General features: G+C 62.8%; 27 protein-coding genes. 8 read left to right on the top strand and 19 right to left on the bottom strand.

The window, feature by feature from the left end:
- Positions 1 to 4: 4 nt before the first annotated feature.
- The 9 genes from CLN94_RS08280 to mutM all read right to left on the bottom strand — a co-directional run bounded on the left by CLN94_RS08280 (position 5) and on the right by mutM (position 10,005).
- Complete coding sequence (locus tag CLN94_RS08280; protein WP_096433080.1) at positions 5 to 604, bottom strand: TetR/AcrR family transcriptional regulator; 600 nt, start codon at positions 602 to 604, stop codon at positions 5 to 7.
- Between the two features lie 126 nt (positions 605 to 730).
- Positions 731 to 3,181 (bottom strand): DNA topoisomerase (ATP-hydrolyzing) subunit B, encoded by a 2,451-nt coding sequence (gene gyrB, locus CLN94_RS08275; protein ID WP_096433078.1) that lies wholly within the window; start codon positions 3,179 to 3,181, stop codon positions 731 to 733.
- Between the two features lie 82 nt (positions 3,182 to 3,263).
- The gene (locus CLN94_RS08270; protein ID WP_096433076.1) at positions 3,264 to 3,701 is read right to left on the bottom strand and encodes a VOC family protein; all 438 of its coding nucleotides are present in this window, start codon (positions 3,699 to 3,701) and stop codon (positions 3,264 to 3,266) included.
- Positions 3,702 to 4,772, bottom strand: coding sequence for a DNA replication/repair protein RecF (gene recF / locus CLN94_RS08265; RefSeq protein ID WP_096433074.1), 1,071 nt, complete (start codon positions 4,770 to 4,772; stop codon positions 3,702 to 3,704).
- Positions 4,773 to 4,821: 49 nt separating this feature from the next.
- Positions 4,822 to 5,940 carry a DNA polymerase III subunit beta gene (gene dnaN, locus CLN94_RS08260; RefSeq protein WP_096433299.1) on the bottom strand — a complete coding sequence of 373 codons (1,119 nt, stop codon included), beginning with the start codon at positions 5,938 to 5,940 and terminating at the stop codon, positions 4,822 to 4,824.
- Between the two features lie 93 nt (positions 5,941 to 6,033).
- Positions 6,034 to 7,401 (bottom strand): chromosomal replication initiator protein DnaA, encoded by a 1,368-nt coding sequence (dnaA, locus tag CLN94_RS08255; protein WP_096433297.1) that lies wholly within the window; start codon positions 7,399 to 7,401, stop codon positions 6,034 to 6,036.
- A 467-nt stretch (positions 7,402 to 7,868) separates the two neighbouring features.
- Positions 7,869 to 8,135 (bottom strand): 30S ribosomal protein S20, encoded by a 267-nt coding sequence (gene rpsT, locus CLN94_RS08250; protein WP_096433072.1) that lies wholly within the window; start codon positions 8,133 to 8,135, stop codon positions 7,869 to 7,871.
- 159 nt (positions 8,136 to 8,294) lie between these two features.
- Complete coding sequence (locus CLN94_RS08245) at positions 8,295 to 9,071, bottom strand: enoyl-CoA hydratase (RefSeq protein ID WP_096433070.1); 777 nt, start codon at positions 9,069 to 9,071, stop codon at positions 8,295 to 8,297.
- Positions 9,072 to 9,159: 88 nt separating this feature from the next.
- Positions 9,160 to 10,005, bottom strand: coding sequence for a bifunctional DNA-formamidopyrimidine glycosylase/DNA-(apurinic or apyrimidinic site) lyase (mutM, locus tag CLN94_RS08240; protein WP_096433068.1), 846 nt, complete (start codon positions 10,003 to 10,005; stop codon positions 9,160 to 9,162).
- Between the two features lie 83 nt (positions 10,006 to 10,088).
- Between mutM and ubiE the strand changes: the two genes are divergently transcribed.
- Together ubiE and ubiB are read left to right on the top strand one after the other, a co-directional pair.
- Complete coding sequence (gene ubiE, locus CLN94_RS08235; protein ID WP_096433066.1) at positions 10,089 to 10,841, top strand: bifunctional demethylmenaquinone methyltransferase/2-methoxy-6-polyprenyl-1,4-benzoquinol methylase UbiE; 753 nt, start codon at positions 10,089 to 10,091, stop codon at positions 10,839 to 10,841.
- Positions 10,841 to 12,370 (top strand): 2-polyprenylphenol 6-hydroxylase, encoded by a 1,530-nt coding sequence (ubiB, locus tag CLN94_RS08230; protein WP_096433064.1) that lies wholly within the window; start codon positions 10,841 to 10,843, stop codon positions 12,368 to 12,370. The genes ubiE and ubiB overlap by 1 nt, the downstream gene beginning before the upstream one ends.
- On the opposite strand, the gene CLN94_RS08225 is transcribed toward ubiB, so the two are convergent.
- The gene (locus tag CLN94_RS08225) at positions 12,365 to 13,030 is read right to left on the bottom strand and encodes a flagellar hook capping FlgD N-terminal domain-containing protein (protein WP_096433062.1); all 666 of its coding nucleotides are present in this window, start codon (positions 13,028 to 13,030) and stop codon (positions 12,365 to 12,367) included. The genes ubiB and CLN94_RS08225 overlap by 6 nt on opposite strands.
- A gap of 9 nt (positions 13,031 to 13,039) precedes the next feature.
- The gene (locus CLN94_RS08220; protein ID WP_179300272.1) at positions 13,040 to 14,272 is read right to left on the bottom strand and encodes a flagellar hook-length control protein FliK; all 1,233 of its coding nucleotides are present in this window, start codon (positions 14,270 to 14,272) and stop codon (positions 13,040 to 13,042) included.
- A gap of 708 nt (positions 14,273 to 14,980) precedes the next feature.
- On the opposite strand from CLN94_RS08220, the gene CLN94_RS08215 reads away from it, so the two are divergent.
- The 6 genes from CLN94_RS08215 to CLN94_RS08190 all read left to right on the top strand — a co-directional run bounded on the left by CLN94_RS08215 (position 14,981) and on the right by CLN94_RS08190 (position 18,705).
- On the top strand, positions 14,981 to 15,265 hold the full coding sequence (locus CLN94_RS08215; protein WP_096433295.1) for a rod-binding protein: 285 nt from the start codon (positions 14,981 to 14,983) through the stop codon (positions 15,263 to 15,265).
- The gene (locus CLN94_RS08210; RefSeq protein ID WP_096433058.1) at positions 15,262 to 15,600 is read left to right on the top strand and encodes a hypothetical protein; all 339 of its coding nucleotides are present in this window, start codon (positions 15,262 to 15,264) and stop codon (positions 15,598 to 15,600) included. The genes CLN94_RS08215 and CLN94_RS08210 overlap by 4 nt, the downstream gene beginning before the upstream one ends.
- Positions 15,601 to 15,803: 203 nt before the next feature.
- Complete coding sequence (locus CLN94_RS08205) at positions 15,804 to 17,024, top strand: flagellin (protein ID WP_096433056.1); 1,221 nt, start codon at positions 15,804 to 15,806, stop codon at positions 17,022 to 17,024.
- A gap of 57 nt (positions 17,025 to 17,081) precedes the next feature.
- Positions 17,082 to 17,486 carry a flagellar biosynthesis regulator FlaF gene (flaF, locus tag CLN94_RS08200; RefSeq protein WP_342744541.1) on the top strand — a complete coding sequence of 135 codons (405 nt, stop codon included), beginning with the start codon at positions 17,082 to 17,084 and terminating at the stop codon, positions 17,484 to 17,486.
- A complete protein-coding gene (gene flbT, locus CLN94_RS08195; RefSeq protein WP_096433054.1) occupies positions 17,483 to 17,887 on the top strand; it encodes a flagellar biosynthesis repressor FlbT in 405 nt (134 codons plus the stop codon). The genes flaF and flbT overlap by 4 nt, the downstream gene beginning before the upstream one ends.
- Positions 17,884 to 18,705, top strand: a complete 822-nt coding sequence (locus tag CLN94_RS08190; RefSeq protein WP_096433051.1) for a DUF1217 domain-containing protein — start codon at positions 17,884 to 17,886, stop codon at positions 18,703 to 18,705. Before flbT ends, CLN94_RS08190 begins: the two co-directional genes overlap by 4 nt.
- Positions 18,706 to 18,781: 76 nt before the next feature.
- Here the strand turns inward: CLN94_RS08190 and CLN94_RS08185 are convergent, their stop codons facing one another.
- The 8 genes from CLN94_RS08185 to flgC are packed head-to-tail and all read right to left on the bottom strand — an operon-like array spanning position 18,782 to position 22,931.
- The gene (locus tag CLN94_RS08185; RefSeq protein WP_096433049.1) at positions 18,782 to 19,267 is read right to left on the bottom strand and encodes a flagellar basal body-associated FliL family protein; all 486 of its coding nucleotides are present in this window, start codon (positions 19,265 to 19,267) and stop codon (positions 18,782 to 18,784) included.
- Between the two features lie 8 nt (positions 19,268 to 19,275).
- Positions 19,276 to 20,001: a flagellar basal body L-ring protein FlgH gene (gene flgH / locus CLN94_RS08180; RefSeq protein WP_096433047.1), complete on the bottom strand. Its 726-nt coding sequence runs from the start codon at positions 19,999 to 20,001 to the stop codon at positions 19,276 to 19,278.
- An 11-nt stretch (positions 20,002 to 20,012) separates the two neighbouring features.
- Positions 20,013 to 20,441, bottom strand: coding sequence for a flagellar basal body P-ring formation chaperone FlgA (gene flgA / locus CLN94_RS08175; protein WP_096433045.1), 429 nt, complete (start codon positions 20,439 to 20,441; stop codon positions 20,013 to 20,015).
- Positions 20,441 to 21,226 carry a flagellar basal-body rod protein FlgG gene (flgG, locus tag CLN94_RS08170; protein ID WP_096433043.1) on the bottom strand — a complete coding sequence of 262 codons (786 nt, stop codon included), beginning with the start codon at positions 21,224 to 21,226 and terminating at the stop codon, positions 20,441 to 20,443. The genes flgA and flgG overlap by 1 nt, the downstream gene beginning before the upstream one ends.
- A gap of 12 nt (positions 21,227 to 21,238) precedes the next feature.
- Complete coding sequence (locus CLN94_RS08165) at positions 21,239 to 21,955, bottom strand: flagellar hook-basal body complex protein (RefSeq protein WP_096433041.1); 717 nt, start codon at positions 21,953 to 21,955, stop codon at positions 21,239 to 21,241.
- A gap of 3 nt (positions 21,956 to 21,958) precedes the next feature.
- Positions 21,959 to 22,228 carry a flagellar biosynthetic protein FliQ gene (locus CLN94_RS08160; protein WP_096433039.1) on the bottom strand — a complete coding sequence of 90 codons (270 nt, stop codon included), beginning with the start codon at positions 22,226 to 22,228 and terminating at the stop codon, positions 21,959 to 21,961.
- Positions 22,228 to 22,521, bottom strand: a complete 294-nt coding sequence (gene fliE / locus CLN94_RS08155; RefSeq protein ID WP_096433037.1) for a flagellar hook-basal body complex protein FliE — start codon at positions 22,519 to 22,521, stop codon at positions 22,228 to 22,230. The genes CLN94_RS08160 and fliE overlap by 1 nt, the downstream gene beginning before the upstream one ends.
- A gap of 17 nt (positions 22,522 to 22,538) precedes the next feature.
- Positions 22,539 to 22,931 carry a flagellar basal body rod protein FlgC gene (flgC, locus tag CLN94_RS08150; protein WP_096433035.1) on the bottom strand — a complete coding sequence of 131 codons (393 nt, stop codon included), beginning with the start codon at positions 22,929 to 22,931 and terminating at the stop codon, positions 22,539 to 22,541.

The following is a 22,931-nucleotide window of genomic DNA, read 5'->3' as shown; positions in this document are numbered from 1 at the left end:
CAGGTCAGATCCTTTCGTCGGTCGAAAGCAGGCGGAGCTGTGCGTTCAGCAGGCGCAGCCCCGTATCGAGAAGTGAAAAGTCGCGCTTGCCCAAGGCCCAGCGGATTGCCACGCCCTGAACCAGCGAGGTCAGCAGCACGACAACGTCATCGGCAGGAATATCAGGCCGGAACAGAGCCTGTTTTTGGGCCTGATCGACCTCGGCCAACAGCAGGGCGTGAAAGCGCGCGAGCTGCGTGCGGAAGACCCCGCGCAGCGCGTCGTTTTCGACGTTCAGTTCACGCGAGAACAGCAGCATCGGCAGCGCGGGTGTGGCCTCGATCTGCGAAAGCTGCGCGCCGATCAGGGCCAGGATGCGGGCCTCCGGGCCGTCTGCGCCTTGCAGGGCGGCCTCCCAGGCGGCGGCCATTGTCTCGGCGAGCTGCTCGGCCACTGACTGCCAGAGCGTCGCCTTGCTGGGGAAATGCCGGAACAGCGCGGCCTGCGTCACGTCGATCTCGCCCGCGACGGCATTGGTGGTCACGCGGTCCGGCCCGATCTGGTCGGCAAGGTCCAGAACCGTCTGGACGATCTCGGCTTTGCGAAGCTCGGCCCGTTTGCGCATGGTGACTCCATAAGTAAGTGAGTGACCACTAACAAAATGCACCGGGCCGCGTCAAGAGGGCAGAGTTCGCCAAGAAAAAAGCCCCGGTGGCGGGTGCCGACCGGGGCTTTGGTGGTGTCGCGGGCCTCAGAAGTCGAGGTTTTCGACGCTCAGCGCGTTTTGCTGGATGAACTCGCGCCGGGGTTCGACGACATCGCCCATCAGCTTGGTGAAGATGTCGTCCGCCTCGGCCACGTCCTCGATCCGGACCTGCAAGAGCGTGCGCGCCGAGGGGTCCAGCGTGGTTTCCCAGAGTTGTTCGGGGTTCATCTCGCCCAGACCCTTGTAGCGCTGCAGCGAGAGGCCTTTCTCGCCCTCTTGCAGCACCGCGTTCAACAGCTCGATCGGGCCGTGGATCAGCGTCTCACGGTCTTTGCGCACGAGCTTGGCGGGCTTGGCATAGGCCTCTTGCAGGCTTTCGGTATGCTGCGAGAGGCGCCGCGCCTCGCCCGAGCGAAGCACCGGACCATCGAGCGTGCGGGCCTCTTCGACGCCGCGCAGGATGCGGGTGAAACGCAGCCCGTGGTCTTGCGTCGGGCGCCCCTGCCAGCCGCGCTCATATTCCAGCGCAACAAGGTCAAGGCGCCGGGCGACTTCGTCGGCCACGCCTTGCGCATCGGCATCCAAGCGGCCCGCCAGAAGCGCGCCGGCAATCGCGGCCTGCTCGATGATGCGTTGGGGGTAATGCGTCGGGAAGGCCTGCAGGATGCGGCGGATCACGCGGGCCTCTTCGACCAGCCGCGCCAGATCCTGACCGGCGATCTCTTGCCCGTCGCCAAGGCGCAGCATCGCGCCCTCGACGCCCTGCTGGATCAGGAAGTCCTCAAGCGCGGCCTGATCCTTCAGATACACCTCGGACTTGCCGCGCGCGACTTTGTAGAGCGGCGGCTGCGCGATGTAGAGATAGCCGTGCTCGATCAGCTCGGGCATCTGGCGGAAGAAGAACGTCAGCAAGAGCGTGCGGATGTGGGCACCATCGACGTCAGCATCGGTCATGATGACGATCTTGTGGTAACGCAGCTTGCCGATGTTGAACTCGTCGCGGCCGATGCCGGTGCCGAGCGCGGTGATCAGCGTGCCGATCTGGTCCGAGGACAGCATCCGGTCAAAGCGCGCGCGCTCGACGTTGAGGATTTTCCCGCGGAGCGGCAGCACCGCCTGGTTTTTCCGTTCGCGGCCCTGTTTGGCCGAGCCGCCGGCCGAGTCACCCTCGACCAGGAACAGTTCGGACAGCGCGGGGTCTTTTTCCTGACAGTCGGCCAGTTTCCCGGGCAGCGAGGCGACATCCATCGCCGTTTTGCGCCGGGTCAGTTCGCGCGCCTTACGGGCGGCTTCACGCGCCAGCGCGGCCTCGATGATCTTGCCGACGATTGATTTGGCCTCGGCGGGGTGTTCCTCGAACCACTCGCCGAGCTTTTCGTTTACAAGGTTCTCGACCGCCGGGCGAACCTCGGAGGAGACCAGCTTGTCCTTGGTCTGGCTGGAGAATTTCGGATCAGGCACCTTGACCGAGAGCACGCAGGTCAGGCCTTCGCGCGCATCATCGCCGGTAAAATCGACCTTTTCCTTCTTCGCGATCCCCGAGCTTTGCGCGTAGTTGTTGATGGTGCGCGTCAGCGCCCCGCGCAGGCCGGCAAGGTGGGTGCCGCCGTCGCGTTGCGGGATGTTGTTGGTGAAGGGCAGGACGTTTTCGTGGTAGCTGTCGTTCCACCACATCGCGATTTCCACGCCGATGCCGCGCACCTCGCCCAGCATGTAGATCGGCTCGGGCATGACGGGCGTTTTCGAGCGGTCGAGGTATTTCACGAATTCCTTGACGCCGCCTTCGTAGAACAGCTCGGTTTTCACGGCTTCGGCGGGGCGCTCGTCTTCGATGATGATGCGCACGCCCGAGTTCAGGAAGGCCAGCTCGCGCAGGCGGGTCTCCAGCGTCTTGAACGAGTATTCCAGGTTCGAAAAGGTGCCTTCGGGGTCGTGGGTCTTGGACGAGGCCATGAAGCGCACCTCGGTGCCCTTCTCGCCGGGTGCGTCGCCCACTTCGCGCACATGCTCGACGCATTCGCCCTTTTCGAAGCGCGCGTAATATTCCTTGTCGTTGCGCCAGACGCGCAGTTCCAGCCAGTCGGAGAGCGCGTTCACGACCGACACGCCCACGCCGTGCAACCCGCCCGAGACCTTGTAGGCGTTGCCGTCGTCGTCGGTGTTATTGAATTTGCCGCCCGCGTGCAGCTGGGTCATGATGACCTCGGCCGCCGAGACGCCCTCTTCGGGGTGCATGTCGACCGGGATGCCGCGCCCGTTGTCGCGCACCGAGACCGAGCTGTCGGCGTGGATTTTGACATTGACGTAGTCGGCGTGACCCGCCAGCGCCTCGTCGATGCCGTTGTCCACGACCTCATAAACCATGTGATGCAGGCCCGAGCCGTCGTCAGTGTCGCCGATATACATGCCCGGACGTTTGCGGACGGCCTCCAAGCCCTTGAGAACCTTGATGGATTCGGCGCCGTATTCGTTTTTCTTCGGGGTGGTCTCGGTCATGCCTGCGCGTCCTGAATTAGGTTGCGAATTTATAGGGGCTTAGCGCAGGAATGTCACGCCTCAGACACAATATTTGGTAGGATTACGCCTGCGACGGAAGGGTCAGCGAGCCGTCTTTCGCGAGCGGCCAGAACGGGTTCATCGCGAGCTCCCAGACATGGCCGTCGGGGTCGGCGAAATAGCCAGAATAGCCACCCCAGAACACCTTTTCCGGCGCCTTCAGGGGCTGCGCCCCGGCCGCCAGCGCGGCGGCATAGGCGGCGTCGACATCGGCTTCGGTGTCGAAGTTCTGGGCGAGCGTCATCGCGCCGGTGCCGAGGTTTGCGTCCGGGCGCCCCTGATCGGCGGCCAGATCGGCGCGGCCAAAGAGGCCCAGCACCGCCCCGTGCATCTGGAAGAACACGACGCCCTCTTGCGCCTGGGTCGCAACCCAGCCCAAAGCCTCGTAAAAGGCCCGCGCGCGGGGCAGGCTTTCGACGCCCAGCGTAATCAAGGTCACGCGCTGAACCGGATAGTTCATCTAGCCCTCCTGATGCAAAACCGAAGTGCCTTCGGCGGCTTCGGATGCCGTCCAGTATTGTGCGCGCGGACCCAGGTTGTCGAACAGATTGGGGTCGGTTCCGGTCATGAAAGCCTGCACGCCAAGCGCACAGATCTCGTCGTAAAGCGCGGCGCGACGGTTCACATCGAGATGCGCGGCCACCTCGTCGAGCAGAACGATCGGCGCCTCGCCGGTTTCGGCCTTGAGCGCGCGCGCATTGGCGAGGATCAGCGAGATCAGCAGGGCCTTTTGCTCGCCGGTGGAGCATTGCGCGGCGATCTGGTCCTTGGCGGCATAGCGCGCCTCGAGATCGGCGCGATGCGGCCCTTGCAGCGTGCGCCCGGCCTGCATGTCACGCCCGCGCCCCTCGGCCAAGGCGGTGGCCAGATCGTCGGGGCCATCCTGGACCAAGGTCAGATCGGCGGCGGGAAAGGCGGTTTCGGCATCGGCCTGCGCCTCGGCCAGACGAGTCAGCGCGGTGGCGCGATTGGCGCGGATCAGTTGCGCCGCCTCGGCCATCTGCAGTTCGAGCGCATGATACCACGAAGCATCGCGCACCATGTCCTTGAGCAGCCGATTGCGCTCACGCATCGCCTTTTCATAGGCCAGCACGCTTTCGGCATGGCCGGGCTGAAACGAGAGCGTGAGGCGGTCAAGGAAGCGCCTCCGCCCTTCGGCCCCCTCTATCCAGAGCCGGTCCATCGAGGGCACCAGCCAGACCACGCGCAGGATGCGGCCAAGCGCGACCTGTGGTGCGGATTTGCCGTCGATCAGCACCTCGCGCGAGTTGCCGGGCAGGGCCGAGGTTTCAATCTCTTGCCCGTCGCCCAGCGTCGCGCGCAGCTTCCAGCCGACGGCCTCTTCGCGGCGCATCAGCTCTTCGGCACTGGCGCGGCGCAGCCCGCGACCGGGGCTGAGCAGGGAAATCGCTTCGAGGATGTTGGTCTTGCCCGCGCCATTCGGCCCGTAGATCGCCACCGGGCGGCCATCCAGTTCCAGATGGCTGCGCCGATGAGAGCGGAACTGCAACAATGTCAGTTCGCGCAGCATCGGCCCCTCATTGCGTTGGTCAGTTGCCTGCCGCGGCGCCCGGATCGGGTCACACGCGCATCGGCATCACGACATAGACCGCCGACGTGTCATTGCCTTCGCGCATCAGCGTCGGATCGGCCGAGGAATTGAACATGAAGACCGCATTCTCGCGATCGACCTGATCGGCGATCTCTTGCAGGTATTTCGCGTTGAAGCCGATCTCCAGCGGCTCGTCGCCATAGGCCACGGCCAGCTCCTCTTCGGCGGCGCCCGCGTCGGGGGCGTTGACCGAGAGCACGAGGCGGTCTTCGTCGAGGCTCAGTTTCACGGCACGCGAGCGTTCCGAGGACACGGTCGCCACGCGGTCGACGGCCTTGGCGAATTCCTTCGCGTCGACCTCAAGGCGGCGGGTGTTGCCCATCGGAATGACGCGCGTGTAATCGGGGAAAGTGCCGTCGATGACCTTCGAGGTCAGCGTCACCACCGGTGTGGCAAAGCGCACCTTGGTTTCGGAAACCGAAACCGCGATTTCGGCATCGTCATCGTCCAGCAGCTTGCGCAGCTCGTTCACCGTCTTGCGCGGTACGATCACGCCGGGCATGCCATTGGCGCCCTCGGGCAGAACCGCGTCGATGCGGGCAAGACGGTGGCCGTCGGTGGCCACGCAGCGCAGCACTGCGCCATCTTCGCCGGTGGCCACATGCATGTAGACGCCGTTCAGGTAATAGCGGGTCTCTTCGGTCGAAATCGCGAATTTCGACTTGTCAAACAGGCGTTTCAGGTCGCCCGCCTTGGCCGCGAAATTCGCCGTGTATTCCGACGAGGCCATGACCGGGAAATCTTCTTTCGGCAGCGTCGCGAGGTTGAAGCTCGAGCGACCCGCCTGCACCGACAGACGCCCCGCCGCCGGATCGTCCGACAGGGACACCAGCGCACCATCGGGCAGCTTGCGCACGATCTCATGCAGCATCACCGCCGAAACCGTGGTGGCGCCGGCGCGTTCGACCTGCGCGGGGGCCTTGTCGACCACCTCGATATCCAAGTCGGTCGCGCGGAATTGCACGTTATCGCCCTCGGCTTCGATCAGGACATTGGCGAGGATCGGGATCGTGTTGCGGCGTTCGACAACCGATTGCGCCTTCGAAATCGCGTCGAGCAGGGCTGCACGTTCAATGCTGATCTTCATTTCCATCCCTCACCGCTAGCCGGAGCGGAAACCTAGCAGGTTCCCGCCCGGGCTCAAGATTTTTTCGGACATTCCGTCGGTTTGCCCCGAGCGTCAAGACTCGAGAAGGCGCCGCAGCAGGTTCAGGTCTTCGGCCAGTTGCACGTCCGAGCTCTTCAACTCCTCGATCTTGCGGATACCGTGCATGATCGTGGTGTGGTCACGCCCGCCAAAGCGGCGGCCGATCTCGGGCAAGGAGCGGGTGGTGAGGTTCTTGGCCAGATACATCGCGATCTGCCGGGGCCGCGCGATGGTGCGCACGCGCTTCGGCCCGACGAGGTCCGACAGGCGCACGTTGTAATGCTCGGCCACCTTGCGCTGAATCTCCTCGATCGTGACCTTGCGGTCCGAGGCGCGCAGGATATCGACGAGGCATTCCTGCGCCAGATCCAGCGTGATCTCGCGCCCGACCAGCGAGGCAAAGGCAAAGAGGCGGGTCAAGGCCCCTTCGAGCACGCGCACGTTGGTGGTGATGCGATGGGCAAGGAATTCGAGCACACCATCGGCGATCTGAAGCGCCGGATATTGCGCGCGATAGGCCTCGGTCTTGGTTTGCAGGATGCCGAGGCGCAGTTCGTAATCGGTCGGGTGCAGGTCCACGATCAGGCCGCATTGCAGGCGCGAACGGATGCGTTCCTCGAGATCCTTGATCTCGCCCGGCGCACGGTCCGCGGAAATCACGATCTGCTTGCCCTGATCGACCAAGGCATTGAACGTATGGAAGAATTCTTCCTGCGTCGAATCCTTGCCGGCGATGAACTGCACGTCGTCGACCATCAGCACGTCGACCGAGCGGAACATCTCCTTGAAGTCCATGATCTGACGCTCGCGCAGCGCCTGGATGAAGCGATACATGAATTGCTCGGCCGAGAGGTAGAGCACGCGCAGGTCGGGACGGCGGGTGTTCAGCTCATGGGCGATGGCATGCATCAGGTGCGTCTTGCCGAGGCCGACGCCGCCATAGAGGAACAGCGGGTTGAAGGTGACCGGGCCGCCTTCGGCCACGCGGCGCGCGGCGGCATGGGCCAGCTCGTTCGGCTTGCCGACGACGAAGCTGTCGAAGGTGAAGCGCGGGTCGAGGGGCGCGCCCGGCAGGTCGGTCTCATCGGCAAGGCGCACCGGCTTGCGGGCCTTGGCCGCGCTCGGCTTGCTGACCGGAGCGCTCACCGGCGCGGGGCGAATCTCGGCCACGCGAATCTCGATCCGCTCAACGGCGGCGCCAGCTTTGCGCAGCTCGCGCAGGATCGGGTCCGCGAAGTTGCGGGAGACCCAGTCGCGCATGAATTTCGTCGGCGCCTCGAAGGCGGCGATGCCCTCGCTCAGGTCGATGATTCGAAGCGGCTCGATCCAGGTGGCGAAATTGTTCTTTCCAACCGATTTGAGAATTTCATCTTGTACCCGCCCCCAGGTTTCTTGCGTCATTTTGCAGCCCATACACACAAATAATATTCTGCGACCTTCACCCCGTTTGCGCCGGGCCCCCACCCAGCAAAACGGTCGAACGAACATGTAAGACCGCCCCGGAGTCCGGGGTGGCCTAAGGGCCGAAAGAGGCACTGGCCTCTAGAATCGGATTCGCACTTCCCACGGCAGAGTGCCGGCTTGTTTTGCTTGTCGTGGCAGACTTTTACGCCCGTTCCGACCGTGAAAAGTAGCGTCATGTCCCCCCAAGGCGACTGAATCGCAAGGTGACGCTAGCAAGCGGAACCTCGCTTGATCAACCGAACTTCTCTCTTGACGTGAGTTTTGTCGGAGCGAATCTGCAGGGCCTTGGCAGAGATGCAACAGGGCCATTTTAAGTTATTGAATTAATGTAATTAATAGAAAAAGGGCGCCGGGAAGGGCGCCCTTAAAACATCCGCGGGGGATGTTAAATTTTCTGCGTCGGATCAGGCCGAGAGAGCCTTCACGCGCGCGGCCAGACGCGACATCTTGCGGGCCACGGTGTTCTTGTGCAGGACGCCTTTGGTCACGCCACGGGCCAGCTCGGGCTGAGCGGCGAGGAAGGCGTTTTTCGCGGCTTCGGCGTCGCCCGAGGCGATCGCTTCTTCGACTTTGCGCAGGTAGGTGCGGATGCGCGAACGGCGAGCTTTGTTGATGTCGTAGCGACGCTCGTTCTGACGGGCGCGTTTCTTGGACTGGGGCGTATTGGCCATGGGTCTGTTTCCCTAACTTCCGGGTCTGTTTCAATTTCGATTGCGCAACAAAGCCCGGTCGTTCCAGCGAACCGGATGATTCTAGCCTGAGCGGGCTCCACACGCATGTACGCGGCGCTCATACGGGAAAAGCGCCGCGAAGGAAAGGTATTTATTGCGTCACTTGTCGCGGAACTGCGGCTGGCGCTTTTCGAGGAAGGCCGACATGCCTTCCTTCTGGTCCTCGGTCGAGAACAGTGCGTGGAACACGCGGCGCTCGAACAGGATGCCTTCGCGCAGCGTGGTTTCATAGGCGCGGTTCACGGCCTCTTTCACCACCAGCGTCGCGATCGTCGATTTCTCGGAGATCTTCTTGGCGGCAGCGAGGGCCTCGGGCACCAGCTTGGCAACCGGGACGACGCGGCTCACCAGACCCGAACGCTCGGCCTCTTCGGCCTCCATGAAGCGGCCGGTCAGGTGCATGTCCATCGACTTCGACTTGCCGACGAAGCGGGTGAGGCGCTGCGTGCCGCCGATGCCCGCGACCACGCCGAGGTTGATCTCGGGCTGGCCGAACTTGGCATTGTCGGCGCAGATGATGAAGTCACACATCATCGCCAGTTCACAGCCACCGCCCAGCGCGTAGCCGGCGACGGCTGCGATGATCGGCTTGCGGGTCGAGGTGATCGCTTCGCCTTCACCGGCGAAGAAGTCCGACAGGAACATGTCGACGAAGCTTTGCTCGGACATTTCCTTGATATCGGCGCCGGCGGCAAAGGCCTTGTCGGAGCCGGTGATGACGATGCAACGCACCTTGTCATTGGCATCTGCCGCCTTGAGCGCATCGGCCAGTTCACCGAGCAGGGCAGAATTGAGGGCGTTCAGGGCTTCGGGCCGGTTGAGACGGATCAGCGCAACGTAATCCTCGATCTCAACAAGAATATTCTGGTAGGCCATGCGGGTACTGCCTTTCCTGTTTTTTCGAACGGGAGTCGTAGCAGGCCAGACACGATTATCAAGGGCGGTTTCCCGGCTGCCGTGGCGTCTAGCGCTGGCATCTGGGGCAGAAATAGCTGGAGCGGCTGGACTGGACGATGCGCCGGATCGGGGTGGTGCAGGTCGGGCAGGGCTCGTCCTCGCGGTCGTAAACGCGGAAACTGTGCTGAAAATATCCAAGCTCGCCATCGGCTTGGCGGTGGTCGCGCAGGCTTGAGCCGCCCGCCTCGATCGCCTCGGTCAGCACCTCGCGGATCAGCGGCACGAGTTGCGCAAGGCGGGTGGCGGAAATGCGGTTGGCGGCGCGGCGCGGGTCGATTCCCGCCCGGAACAGCACTTCGGAGACATAGATATTACCCAGCCCCGCCACGACATGCTGGTCCAGCAGCGCCGTCTTGATCGGGCTCGACCGTTTCTTGAGCGCGGCGGTCAGGTAGGATTCGTCGAAAGCATTGCCCAAGGGCTCGGGGCCGATCCCGGACAGGAGCCAATGCGCCTCTTCGCGGTCGGTGCGCACCAGGTCCATCGCGCCAAAGCGGCGCGCGTCATTGAAGGTCACGCGCGCGTCGCCCTCCATGTGCAGCACCACGTGATCGTGTTTTTGCGGCGCGGGATGATCGAGGTGGAAATCGCCCAGCATCACGCCGGACACCAGCATCCGCCCCGACATGCCCAGATGAATCAGCAGGCTCTCGCCGGTATCGAGATCGGCGAGGATGTATTTCGAGCGCCGCCGCAGCCGCTCGACCCGCGCGCCGGTCAGCCGTTCGGCCATGCGCTCGGGCAGGGGCCAGCGCAGGTCGGGGCGGTTGATCTCGGCGCGCAGGATGCGCTTGCCCTCCATCGCTGGCAGCAGGCCGCGGCGAACCGTCTCGACTTCGGGTAATTCGGGCATCTCTTGCTCCTGTCGCATTGTCACGGCCGCGCAGCCCCCTATAAGAAGGAGAAACTTCCCGGATCGGCAAGGCCCAGAAACAGATGACTTCCGAGCAAAGCAAGACCACCCATTTCGGCTTCAAGACCGTCGATGAGGACGCGAAGGCCGGGATGGTGCATGGCGTGTTTTCGCGTGTCGCCTCGAAATACGATGTGATGAACGACCTGATGAGCCTGGGCATACACCGCGTCTGGAAGGATGCGATGATGGATTGGCTCGCGCCGCGGCCGGGGCAGAAGCTGCTGGATGTGGCGGGGGGGACGGGCGATGTGTCGTTCCGCTTCCTCATGCGCGCGCCGGGTGCCAGCGCAACCGTCTGCGACATGACCGAGTCGATGCTGATCGCGGGCCGTCAGCGCGCCGAGGCCGATGATATGGCCGACCGACTCGACTGGGTGGTGGGCGATGCGATGGCGCTGCCCTTCGCCGACAATACCTTTGACGTCTATACGATCTCGTTCGGCATTCGGAACGTGACCCGCATCCCCGATGCGCTCAGCGAAGCCTACCGCGTGCTGCGTCCGGGCGGGCGGCTGATGGTGCTCGAATTCAGCCAGATCCCCAACGAGATGATGCAAAAGGCCTATGACCTTTACTCGTTCAACGTGATCCCGGTGATGGGGCAGGTCGTGGCGAATGACCGTGACAGCTATCAATACCTCGTCGAATCGATCCGCAAATTCCCCGATCAGGAGAGTTTCGCGCGGATGATCCGCACCGCGGGATTCGAGAACGTGAAATACCGTAACCTCTCGATGGGGATCGCGGCGCTGCATTCGGGCTGGAAGGTCTGATGCGGGGGCCTCACAACATCTGGCGGCTGATCCGCACCGGCGCGACCTTCGAACGCACCGGCGCGATGAGTGTGGCGCTGGAGGCGATGGACGTGCCGCCGCGGCTGCGGCTGGTGGCGCGGGTTATGGGCTGGCCGTTCAAGTGGCTGGGCTACAAGGGCGACCCGAACCTGCCGCCGGTCACGCGCGCGATCACGGCGCTGGGCCCGGCCTATATCAAGTTCGGCCAGGTGCTCTCGACGCGGCCCGACGTGGTGGGGCCGGAGCTGGCCGACCAGCTGCGCGTGCTGCAAGACCGGCTGCCGCCCTTCTCGATCGAGCTGGCCAAGAAATCGGTCGCCGAAGAACTGGGCCGCCCGGTCGAAGAGCTGTATTCGGAGTTTTCCGAGCCGGTGGCCGCCGCCTCGATCGCGCAGGTGCATTCCGCGCATCGCGCCGATACCGGCGAGCGGGTCGCGGTGAAGGTGCTGCGCCCGGGGATCGAGCGCGCCTTCCGCAAGGATCTCGACGCCTTCCATTTCGCCGCCTCGATGATCGAGGCGCTCTCGCCCGCTTCGCGGCGGCTGCGTCCGAGCGACGTGGTCAAGCATTTCGAAGGCGTGGTGATGGGCGAACTGGACCTGCGCCTCGAAGCCGCCGCCGCCTCGCAATTCGACGCGAATACCAAGGATGACGCGGGCTTTACCGTGCCGCATCCGGTCTGGCACATGTCGGCGCGCCGGGTGATGACGCTGGGCTGGGCCGAGGGTCTGCCCTTGGGCGATGTCGAGGCGATCAAGGCCGCCGGTCATGATGTGGTCGCGCTCTCGGAGCGGGTGCTGCAGCTGTTCCTCAGCCACGCGCTGCGCGACGGCTATTTCCACGCCGACATGCATCAGGGCAACCTGAAGGTGGCCAAAAACGGCGACATCATCGCCTATGATTTCGGCATCATGGGGCAAATCGACGAATACACGCGCCGCGTCTATGCCGAGATCCTGATGGGCTTTATCCGTCGTGATTATCGCCGCGTGGCCGAGGTGCATTTCGAGGCGGGCTATGTGCCGGCGGACCGCGACGTGACCGAATTCGCTCTGGCCCTGCGCGCTGTGGGCGAGCCGATCTTTGGGATGAACGCGACGCAAATCTCGATGGCGCGGCTTCTGGCCTATCTGTTCGAGGTGACCGAGCGGTTCGGCATGCAGACCCGGACCGAGCTGATCTTGCTGCAGCGCACGATGGTTGTGGTCGAAGGGGTTGCACGCTCGCTCAACCCGGCGATCAACATGTGGGAAGTCGCCCATCCGATCGTCGAAAAATACATCCGCGAAAACCTTGGTCCGCGCGCGGCGCTGCGCGATATGGGCCGGACGCTGGCGGTGCTGACGCATTTCGGGCCGCGGCTGCCGGTGCTGCTGAACGATCTGTTGGAAGCACAGGCCGTTAAAGAGGCGCCAGAGCCCGCAACAAAAAGCCGGATGCCGATTTGGGCGACGCTGGCGGGGTTGGGTGTGTTGGCGATCGGTTTCGGGCTTGGACTGGCGCTATGACGCGTCCGGGTCCCTGAGCGCGGTCACATCCGCCGTCCCGATCGTCACGCCGCCTGCAAGCACCAGAACCGTGCCTGCCGAGGTGCCCTGCGCCTCGACGATACGGCTGTAGGTTTCCACCGTCGTCGTCTCCAGCAGCTCGCCGTTCTCGTAGTTTTCGAGCGTGAAGTTATAGATCCCTTCGGGTACCAGATCGCCCGAATCGGTCCGTCCGTCCCAGGTGATCGGGTCTGAACTGACCTCGATCATCTGTCGTGAGACTTCTTTTCCTGCCTCATCGGTGATCACCAGAACCGCCTGATCCGCCCCCAGAATCGGGTTGGGCGAAACGGTGATCGGCGTGCCGTCAAAATAGGCCGGGGCCTCCGAGCGCGCCTCCATCCCGACCCATCCCGCCAGCTGCGCCATGCCCATGACCCCCATCTGGGTCGCGAGGCTTTCCAGCAACTGGTTCGTCACCACCTGTTGCTCGACCCCGGAAAACGTTGCCAGCTGCACCGCGTAATCCGTGCTTTCGATCGGGTTCAGCGGGTCCTGATTCTGCATTTGCACCGTCAGCATGCGCAAAAAGGTCTGGTAATCGCCACTCAGCGCCGAACCGCTTTGCGCCGAGCTGGTCGAGGCGCTGCTGGCGCCAGTGGCCGAAGTTACAGTTGTCATCGTCCTTCCTTATATCCGGATGTCGAGCCCGCCTGCCTGCAGCGCCGGGTGGTAAACCGGGCGCAGTTCCTGGCCGGGTGGGTTTGGGGTGATGGGCGGGGCGGCGTTGCCTTCGGTATTGGGTGGCCGCGCCCGCTCGTGAAAGCCCGAACCTTGGCCCGCCCCGTTCTGGGTGAAGTCGAAGGTGATCTGCTCGTAGCCGAGCGCGCGGAAATCGCGGTGCAGCAACTCGATGTTGCGGCGCATGAGTTCCAGCGTTTCCGGACGCTCGGCCTGCAGCAGAACGGTCAGCCCGTTGTCGCCGTGCTGTAGGCTCAGCTTCACGCGGCCCAACTCTTCCGGCGCAAGAGATACTTCGATCTGCCCGTCGGTTGCCTGCGCCACCGCCACCGAAAGCTGTTCGGAAATCGCATGTGCTGTTGTCGGGCGGGCCACGTCATTTGCATGCGCGGCCGGTCCACTCGAGGGGCTGGCGGGACTGGTTTGATGCGGTGTGATGGGGGGTGCCAGTTCGGTTTCGCCAGATGCCTCTGGCGAAGGCTTGCTCGTCAGACCGGCGGATTCGGCTGAGGGTTTGAGGGGGGGCGCCGCGTCGACATCCGGATTCGGCTTCGGATTTGGGCGCGATGCGGGGGTGACGGCTTGCGTCGCGGCTGGCTCTGCCTCGTTTGCCGCTCGCATCGTCGGCGCCGCGACCACGGCTTCCGTCTTGTTGTCCCCGTTCGACGCGCCCGCACCCATAGGTTGCGGGGTGGGCCCCCGCGCGTTGTGCTCTGTCGCCACGTCGGCAGGCTTGGCAGCAGCGTCGGGGGGCACTGCCGTGTCCGCCGTGCGCTGACGCATATCCGGCACGAAAGAACCCGGCGATTCGAAGGTCGCGGGGGTTATCGGTTGCAGTGCAGCGCGAGGTGTCGCCGCCTCCCTCGGTATGGCCTGAGCAGGCATTCTATTGGTGGATCTGTCTTCCTTAGGGCGCTCCTGAGAGCCATGCATGGGTCGGGCCACAAAAATTGAACTTGTTAGTTCATCATTGCTTCTCCTTCCGGCGGATGGCGTCCTGGTGAAGTCGTCAGCTTGACCTTCAGCCTTGTCGGCGGCTTGTGCGACGGGGGGGGCTTCAAGCGGGTCAATCGCCTCGGTGAGAGGAATGGGGGCGGGCGAATGCGTCGGGGAAGCGGCCGGGGCCAATCCGACCGATGCTTTCGGGTTTTGAGGAGCGATACCGTGTTCGGGCTGGTCCACTGCGGTCTCTGCGGAGGGCACCGGATGGGGCATCGGCGCAGAATTAGGCGAAGACACCGTAGGGCGGGGCGCCATTGGTTGGGCCAGCGCGGGGGCGGGTGTATCCGTTGGGCTGAGCCAGGGTCGCGAGGTGTCTTCAGGCGCCCTGTCGAGGGGCATGGGCCGCGAAGGTTCCATTGGCATGACACCAGAGACATGACCAGGGAAATGCGCGGAGTTTCCCGCGTCGGGGCCGGTGGGTTGTTCGGGTTCAGGCTGCGCGCTCTCTGGCGCGGGCGCCTGCGGCCTGATGGGAGTGTGCGCCGGAGCAGGCACAAACACCGGCTGCGGGGCCGGGATCTCGGGCCCCATGACAAAGGTTTCGGGTTCGGGCCCCGATCTCACCTCAGGTTCTTTGGATGCGGGCTTATGTGAACCCACTGGCAAGACGCGCTCGCTTGATATCTCAGACGAAGCCGCCTGAACCGGAACTGGCCAGACGAGAGCATGGAACTGACCCGCAATGGATGACGGCAGCACGGCCTGCGCTTCCGGCTGCAGGCCGGTGCCTCGCTTTGGAACGGGAATCTCGGGCAACAAGGCGATTGTCATGGGTCGAAGACTTTCTGTCTGAGGCCGCCAGATTGCCGAAAGGAGGTTACCGCTTCTTTACCGTTTGGTGGGAAACTTGGCTGAAATCGTTCGAATTGGAGAGATCCGATGTCTGATATGCCCCTGGCTCCTGTAGCATCGTCGCCGCCTCACGCGGTGCGACAAAGCTGTGATGCGCGCGCGGCGCGCCTCACCGCGCAGAAACTTGAGGCGAGTTTTCTGGCAGAGATGCTGAAACACACGGGGCTTGGCGATGGGTCCGGCGCCTTTTCCGGCGGGATCGGTGAAGAACAATTCGCGTCGTTCCTTCGGGATGAGCACGCGAATCTCATGGCGGCGCGCGGGGGGATCGGGCTGGCCGAGACGATTTTCCAGTCGATGTGCCGGGAGGAGCAAAAATGACGCAGGGAACAACGCCGGACGCCTTGCTGCTGCTTCTTGAGGAGGAGCTGCGTCTGCTCCGCGCCGGTGCATTCGCCGATCTGCCTGCCCTCGTCGCGCAAAAGGAGAAACTGCTGGCCGCGATGAGCCCGCTTGCGCCGCAGAACACAGCCAAGCTCAAGGAGTTGGCGCTTCGCAATCAGCGCGCCTTGAAGGCAAGCCTGGAGGGGGTTCGCGCGGCGCAGCGGCGATTGCGGGCCATTGGAACAGCGGCGCAGGGCTTCACGAGTTACGATACGCGCGGGAAATCGCAGGCGATCTCGGCGGAGTGCCGGTCGATCGAGAAGCGTGCCTAAAACCGGATTCAAATTTGAATGGAAAAGGGGCCGGCCACTGTGCCGGCCTTAGCCATTCTTTAGGGAACTGTCGGGAGTATGGACGGGCATCGGTTGCGATGGCGCGCTTCGGGTATCGGGCGCAACGGTCAGAAAGCCATGAGTGCCGCTTAAGGCGGTTTGGAAAACACGACGCAAAGCGTCGACGCATGAAAGGATATGCTATGTCCAGCATTCTGACGAACACCAGCGCCATGGTCGCGCTGCAAACCCTCAAAGGCATCAACTCGGGGCTCGCGCAGACCCAGGCCGAAATCTCGACGGGCAAATCGGTGGCTTCGGCCAAGGATAACGCCGCCGTCTGGGCAATTTCGAAGGTGATGGAATCGGACGTGAAGGGCTTCCAGGGGATCTCGGACAGCCTCGCGCTGGGCGAGTCGACCGTTGCTGTGGCCCGCCAAGCCGCGGAAACCGTGACCGATCTCCTGACCGAGATGAAAGGCAAGATCGTCGCCGCACAGGAATCGAACGTCGACAAGGCCAAGATTCAGACCGATGTTGCGGCCCTGCGCGAGCAGATCGAAGCCGTGGTCAGCGCCGCGCAATTCAACGGCATGAACCTCGTCGATGGGTCCTCGGGCTCGACGGTGAATGTGCTTTCGTCGCTGAACCGCGCCTCGGATGGCACGGTGACGGCGGATCACATCGGCGTCTCGGCGCAGAACCTCGCAATTGGCGGCTACACGGCGGCGACCGTGTTCACCGGGACCGATGGTGTGACCACCGATACGGCTGACGCTTTCTCCTTCTCGCTGGACGCGAGCGGCGGCACGGATGATGTCGGCAGCGTTGTCGTCGTCGATGCCAACCTTGCCGCGGGCGACAAGATCAACATGCGGATCGGTGATTTCAACATCTCCTACACCGTGACGGCTGAGGATGTCGCCTCGACGACCACTGCGGATGTGGTTGCTGTGGGACTCAAATCGGCGATCGAGGCCTCGGGCGCGAACGTAACGGTCGACTATAACAGCGGCACCGCGGGGACTCTCTCGATCACGAACGACGGCACCAACTCGATCACCATCACCGGTCAATACGAAAATGCCGGCGCCGGTGGTCTTGGGCTGCTGAGCTCGCTCAACGTGGACGACAACAACGGCGGTGACTCGGCGCTGGCCCTGTCGAATATCGAAACGCTGATCCAGACCGCGACCAACGCGGCGGCGGCATTCGGTTCGGCGGAAAGCCGCATCCAGATCCAGGCGGATTTCATCTCGAACCTCTCGGATTCGATGAAGGCCGGGATTGGCGCGCTTGTCGACGCCGATATGGAAGAGGCCTCGGCGCGTCTGCAGGCGCTGCAGACGCAACAGCAGCTTGGCATCCAGGCGCTGTCGATCGCGAACCAGCAACCGCAGAACATCCTTTCGCTGTTCCGCTGATAACCTGAGGGGCGCCGGAAACGGCGCTCCTTTCCACCGCGGCAAAGCCGCGTGTTGATGAATGCTGCACAGGAAGGATTTTCCGTGAACGCGTCTACGATGGCCCGAAAGGCCTATGCAAACCCTGCTCAACCAACGCGAACGCCACGCGGTATGGAGTATGAGCTCTTCGCCCGGATTACCCACCGCCTGAAAGATGCTGTGGATGGTGGCGCGACAAACTTCGTCCAGTTGGCGCAGGCAGTTTATGAAAACCGCCGCCTCTGGACTGCGCTTGCGAGCGATGTGGCGCTGCCCGAAAACGCGCTGCCCGAAATGCTCCGCGCCCGGATTTTCTATCTCAATGAATTCACGCAACTTCATAGCCGTAAAGTGCTCGCTGGCAGGGCGTCCGCTGCGGTTCTGGTCGAGATCAACACCTCGATCATGCGCGGATTGCGAGCGGATGGAGGCACCCAATGACAGGCCTTGTTCTCAAGCTGGCTCCAAAAGAGCGGATCCTCATCAACGGTGCTGTCATCGAGAATGGCGATCGCCGCTCGCGTCTTGCCATCATGACGCCGAATGCGAATATTCTCAGGCTTCGCGATGCGATTCATCCCGAGCAGGTCAATACACCCGTGCGACGTGTCTGCTATATCGCGCAGCTGGTTCTTTCCGGGGACATCGATCCGGATGAGGCCAGACTTCAGATTTTGCGCGGGCTCGAACAGCTCTCGCAGGTCTTCACCGATGCGGATAGTCGCGCGAAGCTGACCCAGGCGACGTCGGCGATCCTCGAGGATCAGCACTATCACGCGCTCAAAGCACTCCGGGCATTGTTGCCACGGGAGGAGCGGCTTCTGGCTGCGTCTCGACAATGAGCTATGTACCTTCGGTCCCCGTCGGCGGATATGCCGGCTGGGCCTTCCTGCAGCGGACCTACGACAAGCAACTCGCGAACTTTACCGCAGCTTCCGATGTCCAGCGCAAGGAGGACTATTTCCGCGAGTGGATCTCTACAGTTTCTTCTGCTGCGGAACTCGTATCCGATCGAAGGCTACTTGAAGTCGCTTTGGGCGCCTTCGGTCTCGATGATGATATCGATAACAAGTACTTCATACAGCGCGTCCTCGAGGAAGGCTCTCTGACGAACGATGCTCTCGCGCACAAGCTGTCTGACAAGCGCTATCTGGCCTTGACGGTCGAATTTGGGTTCGGCGACTACAACACTCCCAGAACCATCCTGTCGGATTTTGCGGATCGGATCATCGCCTCCTTCGAAGCCCGACAATTCGAGCGAGCTGTGGGGGAGATAGATCAGGGCCTCAGACTGGCCTTGAATGCGAACCGGGAATTGCCTGAAGTGATTTCGGGAACCGCATCTGAGAAGACAAAATGGTTCTCCATCATCGGCTCGGATCCGCTGGCATCTGTCTTTCGATCGGCGCTCGGACTGCCAGAAGCGGTCAGCGCTTTAGACGTGGATCAGCAGGTAACGATTTATCAGGAAAAGACGCGGGACGTATTTGGCTCATCGGACCCGGGTCTTCTTGAAGACGCAGAACAGCTCCAGAGTCTCGTTCAGCGGATGCTGCTGAACAGGCAGCTCAGCGACGCGCAGGCGCAGAGTTCGGGCTCTATTGCGCTTCAGTTGCTGAAGGTGGGCGCGACTCCGGCGGGTCTTACGCTCCGTCTTTAACGGATCATGCGCTCGCACAGGTTAGGGAGCAGGGTGTCGCGGTCGATGGGAACGACTTCTGTACGGTGTTTCTGTTCTACGTGTCCTGGCGCACGATATCCGAGATAAGAATGGCTTGGACAGAGGGCCCAAGGGCGTGGCGCGCGGCTTCAAGAAGCGATTGGCGCAGCACGTCCATGTTCCCATTCAGGGTAAAAGCCCCGTTGAAGCCGCCTGCGTTGGCGTGATCAAACAGCACCTGCAAAAAACTGTCCCGCAGTTTCGGTTCCAGCGTATATACTTTTTCTGTCTCGCCCGGAGTGACTTCCAGGCTCACCGACATGATCACGAGCGACGTGACTTTCGCCTCAGTGACAACCGGAATAACAAACTGATTGTTAAGCTTAACATATTCGGCCGTCACCGCGTCCGGATCGGAATGCGCGTCGCTATGTGCCGGTTCAGAACTAGTGGCTTCACCGTGTTCAGGGATGAATTCCGGTGCAGGCCGCAGAAAGTAGCCTGCAGCGCCACCTGCTCCAAGGCCGACAAGGGCGAGCAAAAGGGGAAGAATCTTGTTCATCGTGATCCTCAGAACGGAAGCAGGATGTCCGCGACCTGCTGCCCGTAACGTGGCTGCTGGACATCCGTGATCTGGCCGCGACCGCCGTAAGAAATCCGCGCGCCAGCGATCTTGTCGTAGGTAATCTCGTTCTGGCGGCTGATATCTTCCGGGCGTACGAAGCCGGTTACGATCAACTCGCGCACCTCAAAATTCACGCGGACCTCTTGGCTCCCCTGAATGCGCGCTACGCCGTTCGGGAGTCTCTCGATGATCGTCGCAGCGACACGGAGCGTTAGCTTTTCCTTGCGGGCGACCGAACCGTCACCTTGATAGGAGCTTTTTGAGTTGCTCGCATATGCTTCGGCCATCGAGGCCCCATCGGGGAGTTGCTCGTTAAGGCGTTGAGGAATTCCAAGCAGCGCCGGAAGGCCCATCGCATCCGACCCGCTCCGCGACCGGCCCGTCGAGTTTGAGATTTTCGCCTCGTCGTCGATTTCGATCACGACGGTCAGGATGTCACCGCGCTCGGCAGCGCGGCGGTCGCCCAGCAGGGAAGCGCGCGAGCCAGACCAGAGCGACGCACGATCCGACGGTTGATTGCGCGGAACCTCGCGTGCAAGCGGCGTTGCCGCCATTGCAAAGAACTCGTTGCCGTTCTCGACTGGGGTGAAATCCGGGGCCTTCCCGACATTTTCCAGGCGCTGGCAGGCGGGGAGCAGGGCGACGCAGAGAAGAAGTGACTTGAGACGCATAAGGGGCACCTTCAATCAGAAATGACGATCGCTTCGCCGCTTTGCTGCACCTGGGCGCGCAGAACGGCTTTCGAGCTGAGGTTCATGAAACGGATGGAGTCGCCGGCGGCGGCGCGATCAAGCGCGCGCCCCTCGGTGCGAATGGTGAGCCCGCCTTTGGAGAAGACGAGCGGCACGATCTGGTTACGCGAGATGATCGCTGGCGGTTGCAGGAAAGAGGGTTGCAAGGGGGTGCCGGCATAGATCGCGATCCGGGTTTCGAGGCCGACGGCTTGCTGCGGATCGGTGATCGCGCTGGCGAAATCCTGTTCGACGAGCTGAATGTCCTGCGGTTGCAGAATGGTCTGCGCGCGAATGGTATGCCGGGCGACCAATGCGTCGGCGCTTCCGGATTGAGGCGCGAGGGCCAGAGAGGCCAAAACAAGTAGAAATCGGTTCATCAGCGCACCTGCGTCGTTGCGCCCAGCATCTGGTCGGCGGCCGAGATCACCTTGGAGTTCAGTTCATAGCCGCGCTGGGCCTTGATCAGTTCGGTGATTTCGCGCACGGCATCGACCGAGCTTTCTTCAAGATAACCTTGTCGAACGGTACCAAGACCATCTTCGCCAGGCGTGGCCACCATCGGCGGGCCCGAGGCGCCGGTCTCAAGGAACAGGTTCGATCCCATCGCCTCAAGACCCTTTTCATTGGTGAAAGAGGCCAGCGTGAACTGGCCAAGCAGCTGTGCTTCGACCTGATCGCTGAAATAGGCATAAACCTCGCCCGAGGCATTGATTGCGATCGAACGCGCATCCGTGGGGATCGTGATGTCGGGCACGACAGGGTATCCATCCGAGGTCACGATTTGCCCATCGGCCGAACGTTTCAGCCCGCCGTCGCGCGTATAAGCCGAGATGCCCGAGGGCAGGGTGACTTCCAGATAGCCATTGCCGTCAATCGCCAGGTCAAGATCGCCATTGGTGGCCGTCAGCGACCCCTGCGCGAGGGTCACGCTGACGGCGGTGGGGCGCACACCGAGGCCTAGCTGGACGCCGGCGGGAATGGTGGTGCCGTCGTTCGCGGAAACCGTGCCGGGGCGGGTAAGTTGTTGATAATGAAGGTCCGCGAATTCGGCGCGGCGGGCGTTGTAGCCCGTGGTCGACATGTTCGCGAGGTTGTTCGAGATCACCTCGACCCGCGTTTGCTGGGCGCTCATCCCGGTGGCTGCGATCTGTAATGCGCGCATCTTCAGGGCTCCTTATCGGCTGAGGGTCGAGATCACGTTACGAACGCGCTGGTCTTCGCGTTCCAGAAAGGTCTGGCCCATTTCATAGGCCCGCTGCACCTCGATCATGCGGGCGATTTCAGAGACGGGGTTGACGTTGGATTCCTCCACGAAGCCTTGCAAAAGCACGTGGCCTTCGGCTTCGATGGTGCCGCCTCGGGTTTCGAAACGCGTGCCGCCAGTGTGGTGCAGGTCCTGCGGATCGGCGGGCAGGAAGACACCGATCTGCGCGAGTGGCTGGCCATCCGTTGACAGGGTGCCATCGGCCGCCAGCGACATCGGGCCCGCGCCCGGTGGTACAAGGATCGGGCTGCCGCCCATGTCGAGCACGCGCAGGCCGTCGGCCGTCAACAATTCCCCCTGCGCCGAAAGCGAGAAATTACCCGCTCGGGTCAGTTGTTCGCCCGAGGGGGTCTCGATCTTGAAGAACCCCTCCCCTTCGATCGCGAAATCCAGGGTGCCGCCGGTTTGCGCGAGGGCGCCTTGCTGCAGGTCGACCTCGCGGCCATGGGCGAAAGCCATCGAAAGCGAGGGCTCGGCCCCGTCGAGGCTCGCGACATATTCCGAGAACACGACGCCTTCGCGGCGGAACCCCGCCGTCGAGATATTGGCGATGTTATTCGCCACCGCGCGCATTTCCTGCATCAGGCCGGACTGGCGGCTGAGCGTGCTGTAGATTGCGTTGTCCATGGACTAGCTCCCCGCGATAAGGGGCAAGATCTGCCCCTGAAAGAAATCGACGAGGGACTTCGACATGAAGGACATCGAGACCCAGAAGACGATGAGCATGGCGCCGACTTTCGGGACAAACGTCAGGGTCATTTCCTGCACCGAGGTCAGGGCCTGAAAGAGGCCGATGCTCACCCCGGCGACAAGGGCTACAGCCAGCATCGGCGCGGCGATCATCACGGCGATCCAGAGGCCTTGGCGCAGCGTGTCGAAAAAGACGATTTCCTCGAACATCAGATCTGCATCCTCAGAATTTCCTGATAGGCCTCGACGACCTTGTTGCGCACGGTCACCGCAGTTTCGACGGCCAGTTCGGTCTGGGCGAGCGCCTGCACCAGCGCATGCGGATCGGCGCCACCGATCATCGCGGATTTCGCGGTTTCCTCGCCCTCGCGCAGCATCTGCGCGAAGCCATCGGCGGCCTTGGCGAAGCCGGTTTGCCCGGCCCCGGCGGCTTGCGGCTTTGCCGCCGCCGCCGATCTGGCCTGAGCGTAGCCCTGGGTTGCGAAAGAGGTTCTGACATCCATTCTGGATTTCCTCTTGGTTAACGGCGAAGCAGTTCGAGCAGAGCCGACGACATTTGCCGCGTCTGATCGAACATCCTGAGGTTCGCCTCGTAGCTGCGCTGCGCTTCGCGCGCGTCAGCGATTTCGACCACCAGATCGACATTCGAGCCGTCGTAGTAGCCGGTTGCATCCGCCAGCGGGTGGCCGGGGTCGTAGATCCGCGCGAGGTCGCGGGTATCGAGCTGCACATCGCCCAGTTGCACCGTGCCGGCGCTGTCGGGGTCGGACATGGCGGCTTCGAAGCTCACGCTCTTGCGGTGGTAGCCGGGGGTATCGGCGTTCGCGATATTCTCGGAGACATGACGCAGGCGCATCGACTGCGCCTTCATGCCCGAAGCGGAAACGGAAAGGGCCTGGGTGAAATCGTTCAT

It is taken from the genome of Pseudothioclava arenosa (assembly GCF_002358085.1).
Taxonomy (GTDB): Bacteria; Pseudomonadota; Alphaproteobacteria; order Rhodobacterales; family Rhodobacteraceae; genus Pseudothioclava; species Pseudothioclava arenosa.
The sequence above is the reverse complement of the archived record's forward strand: the minus strand, read 5'-3'. Positions and strand labels throughout refer to the sequence as shown.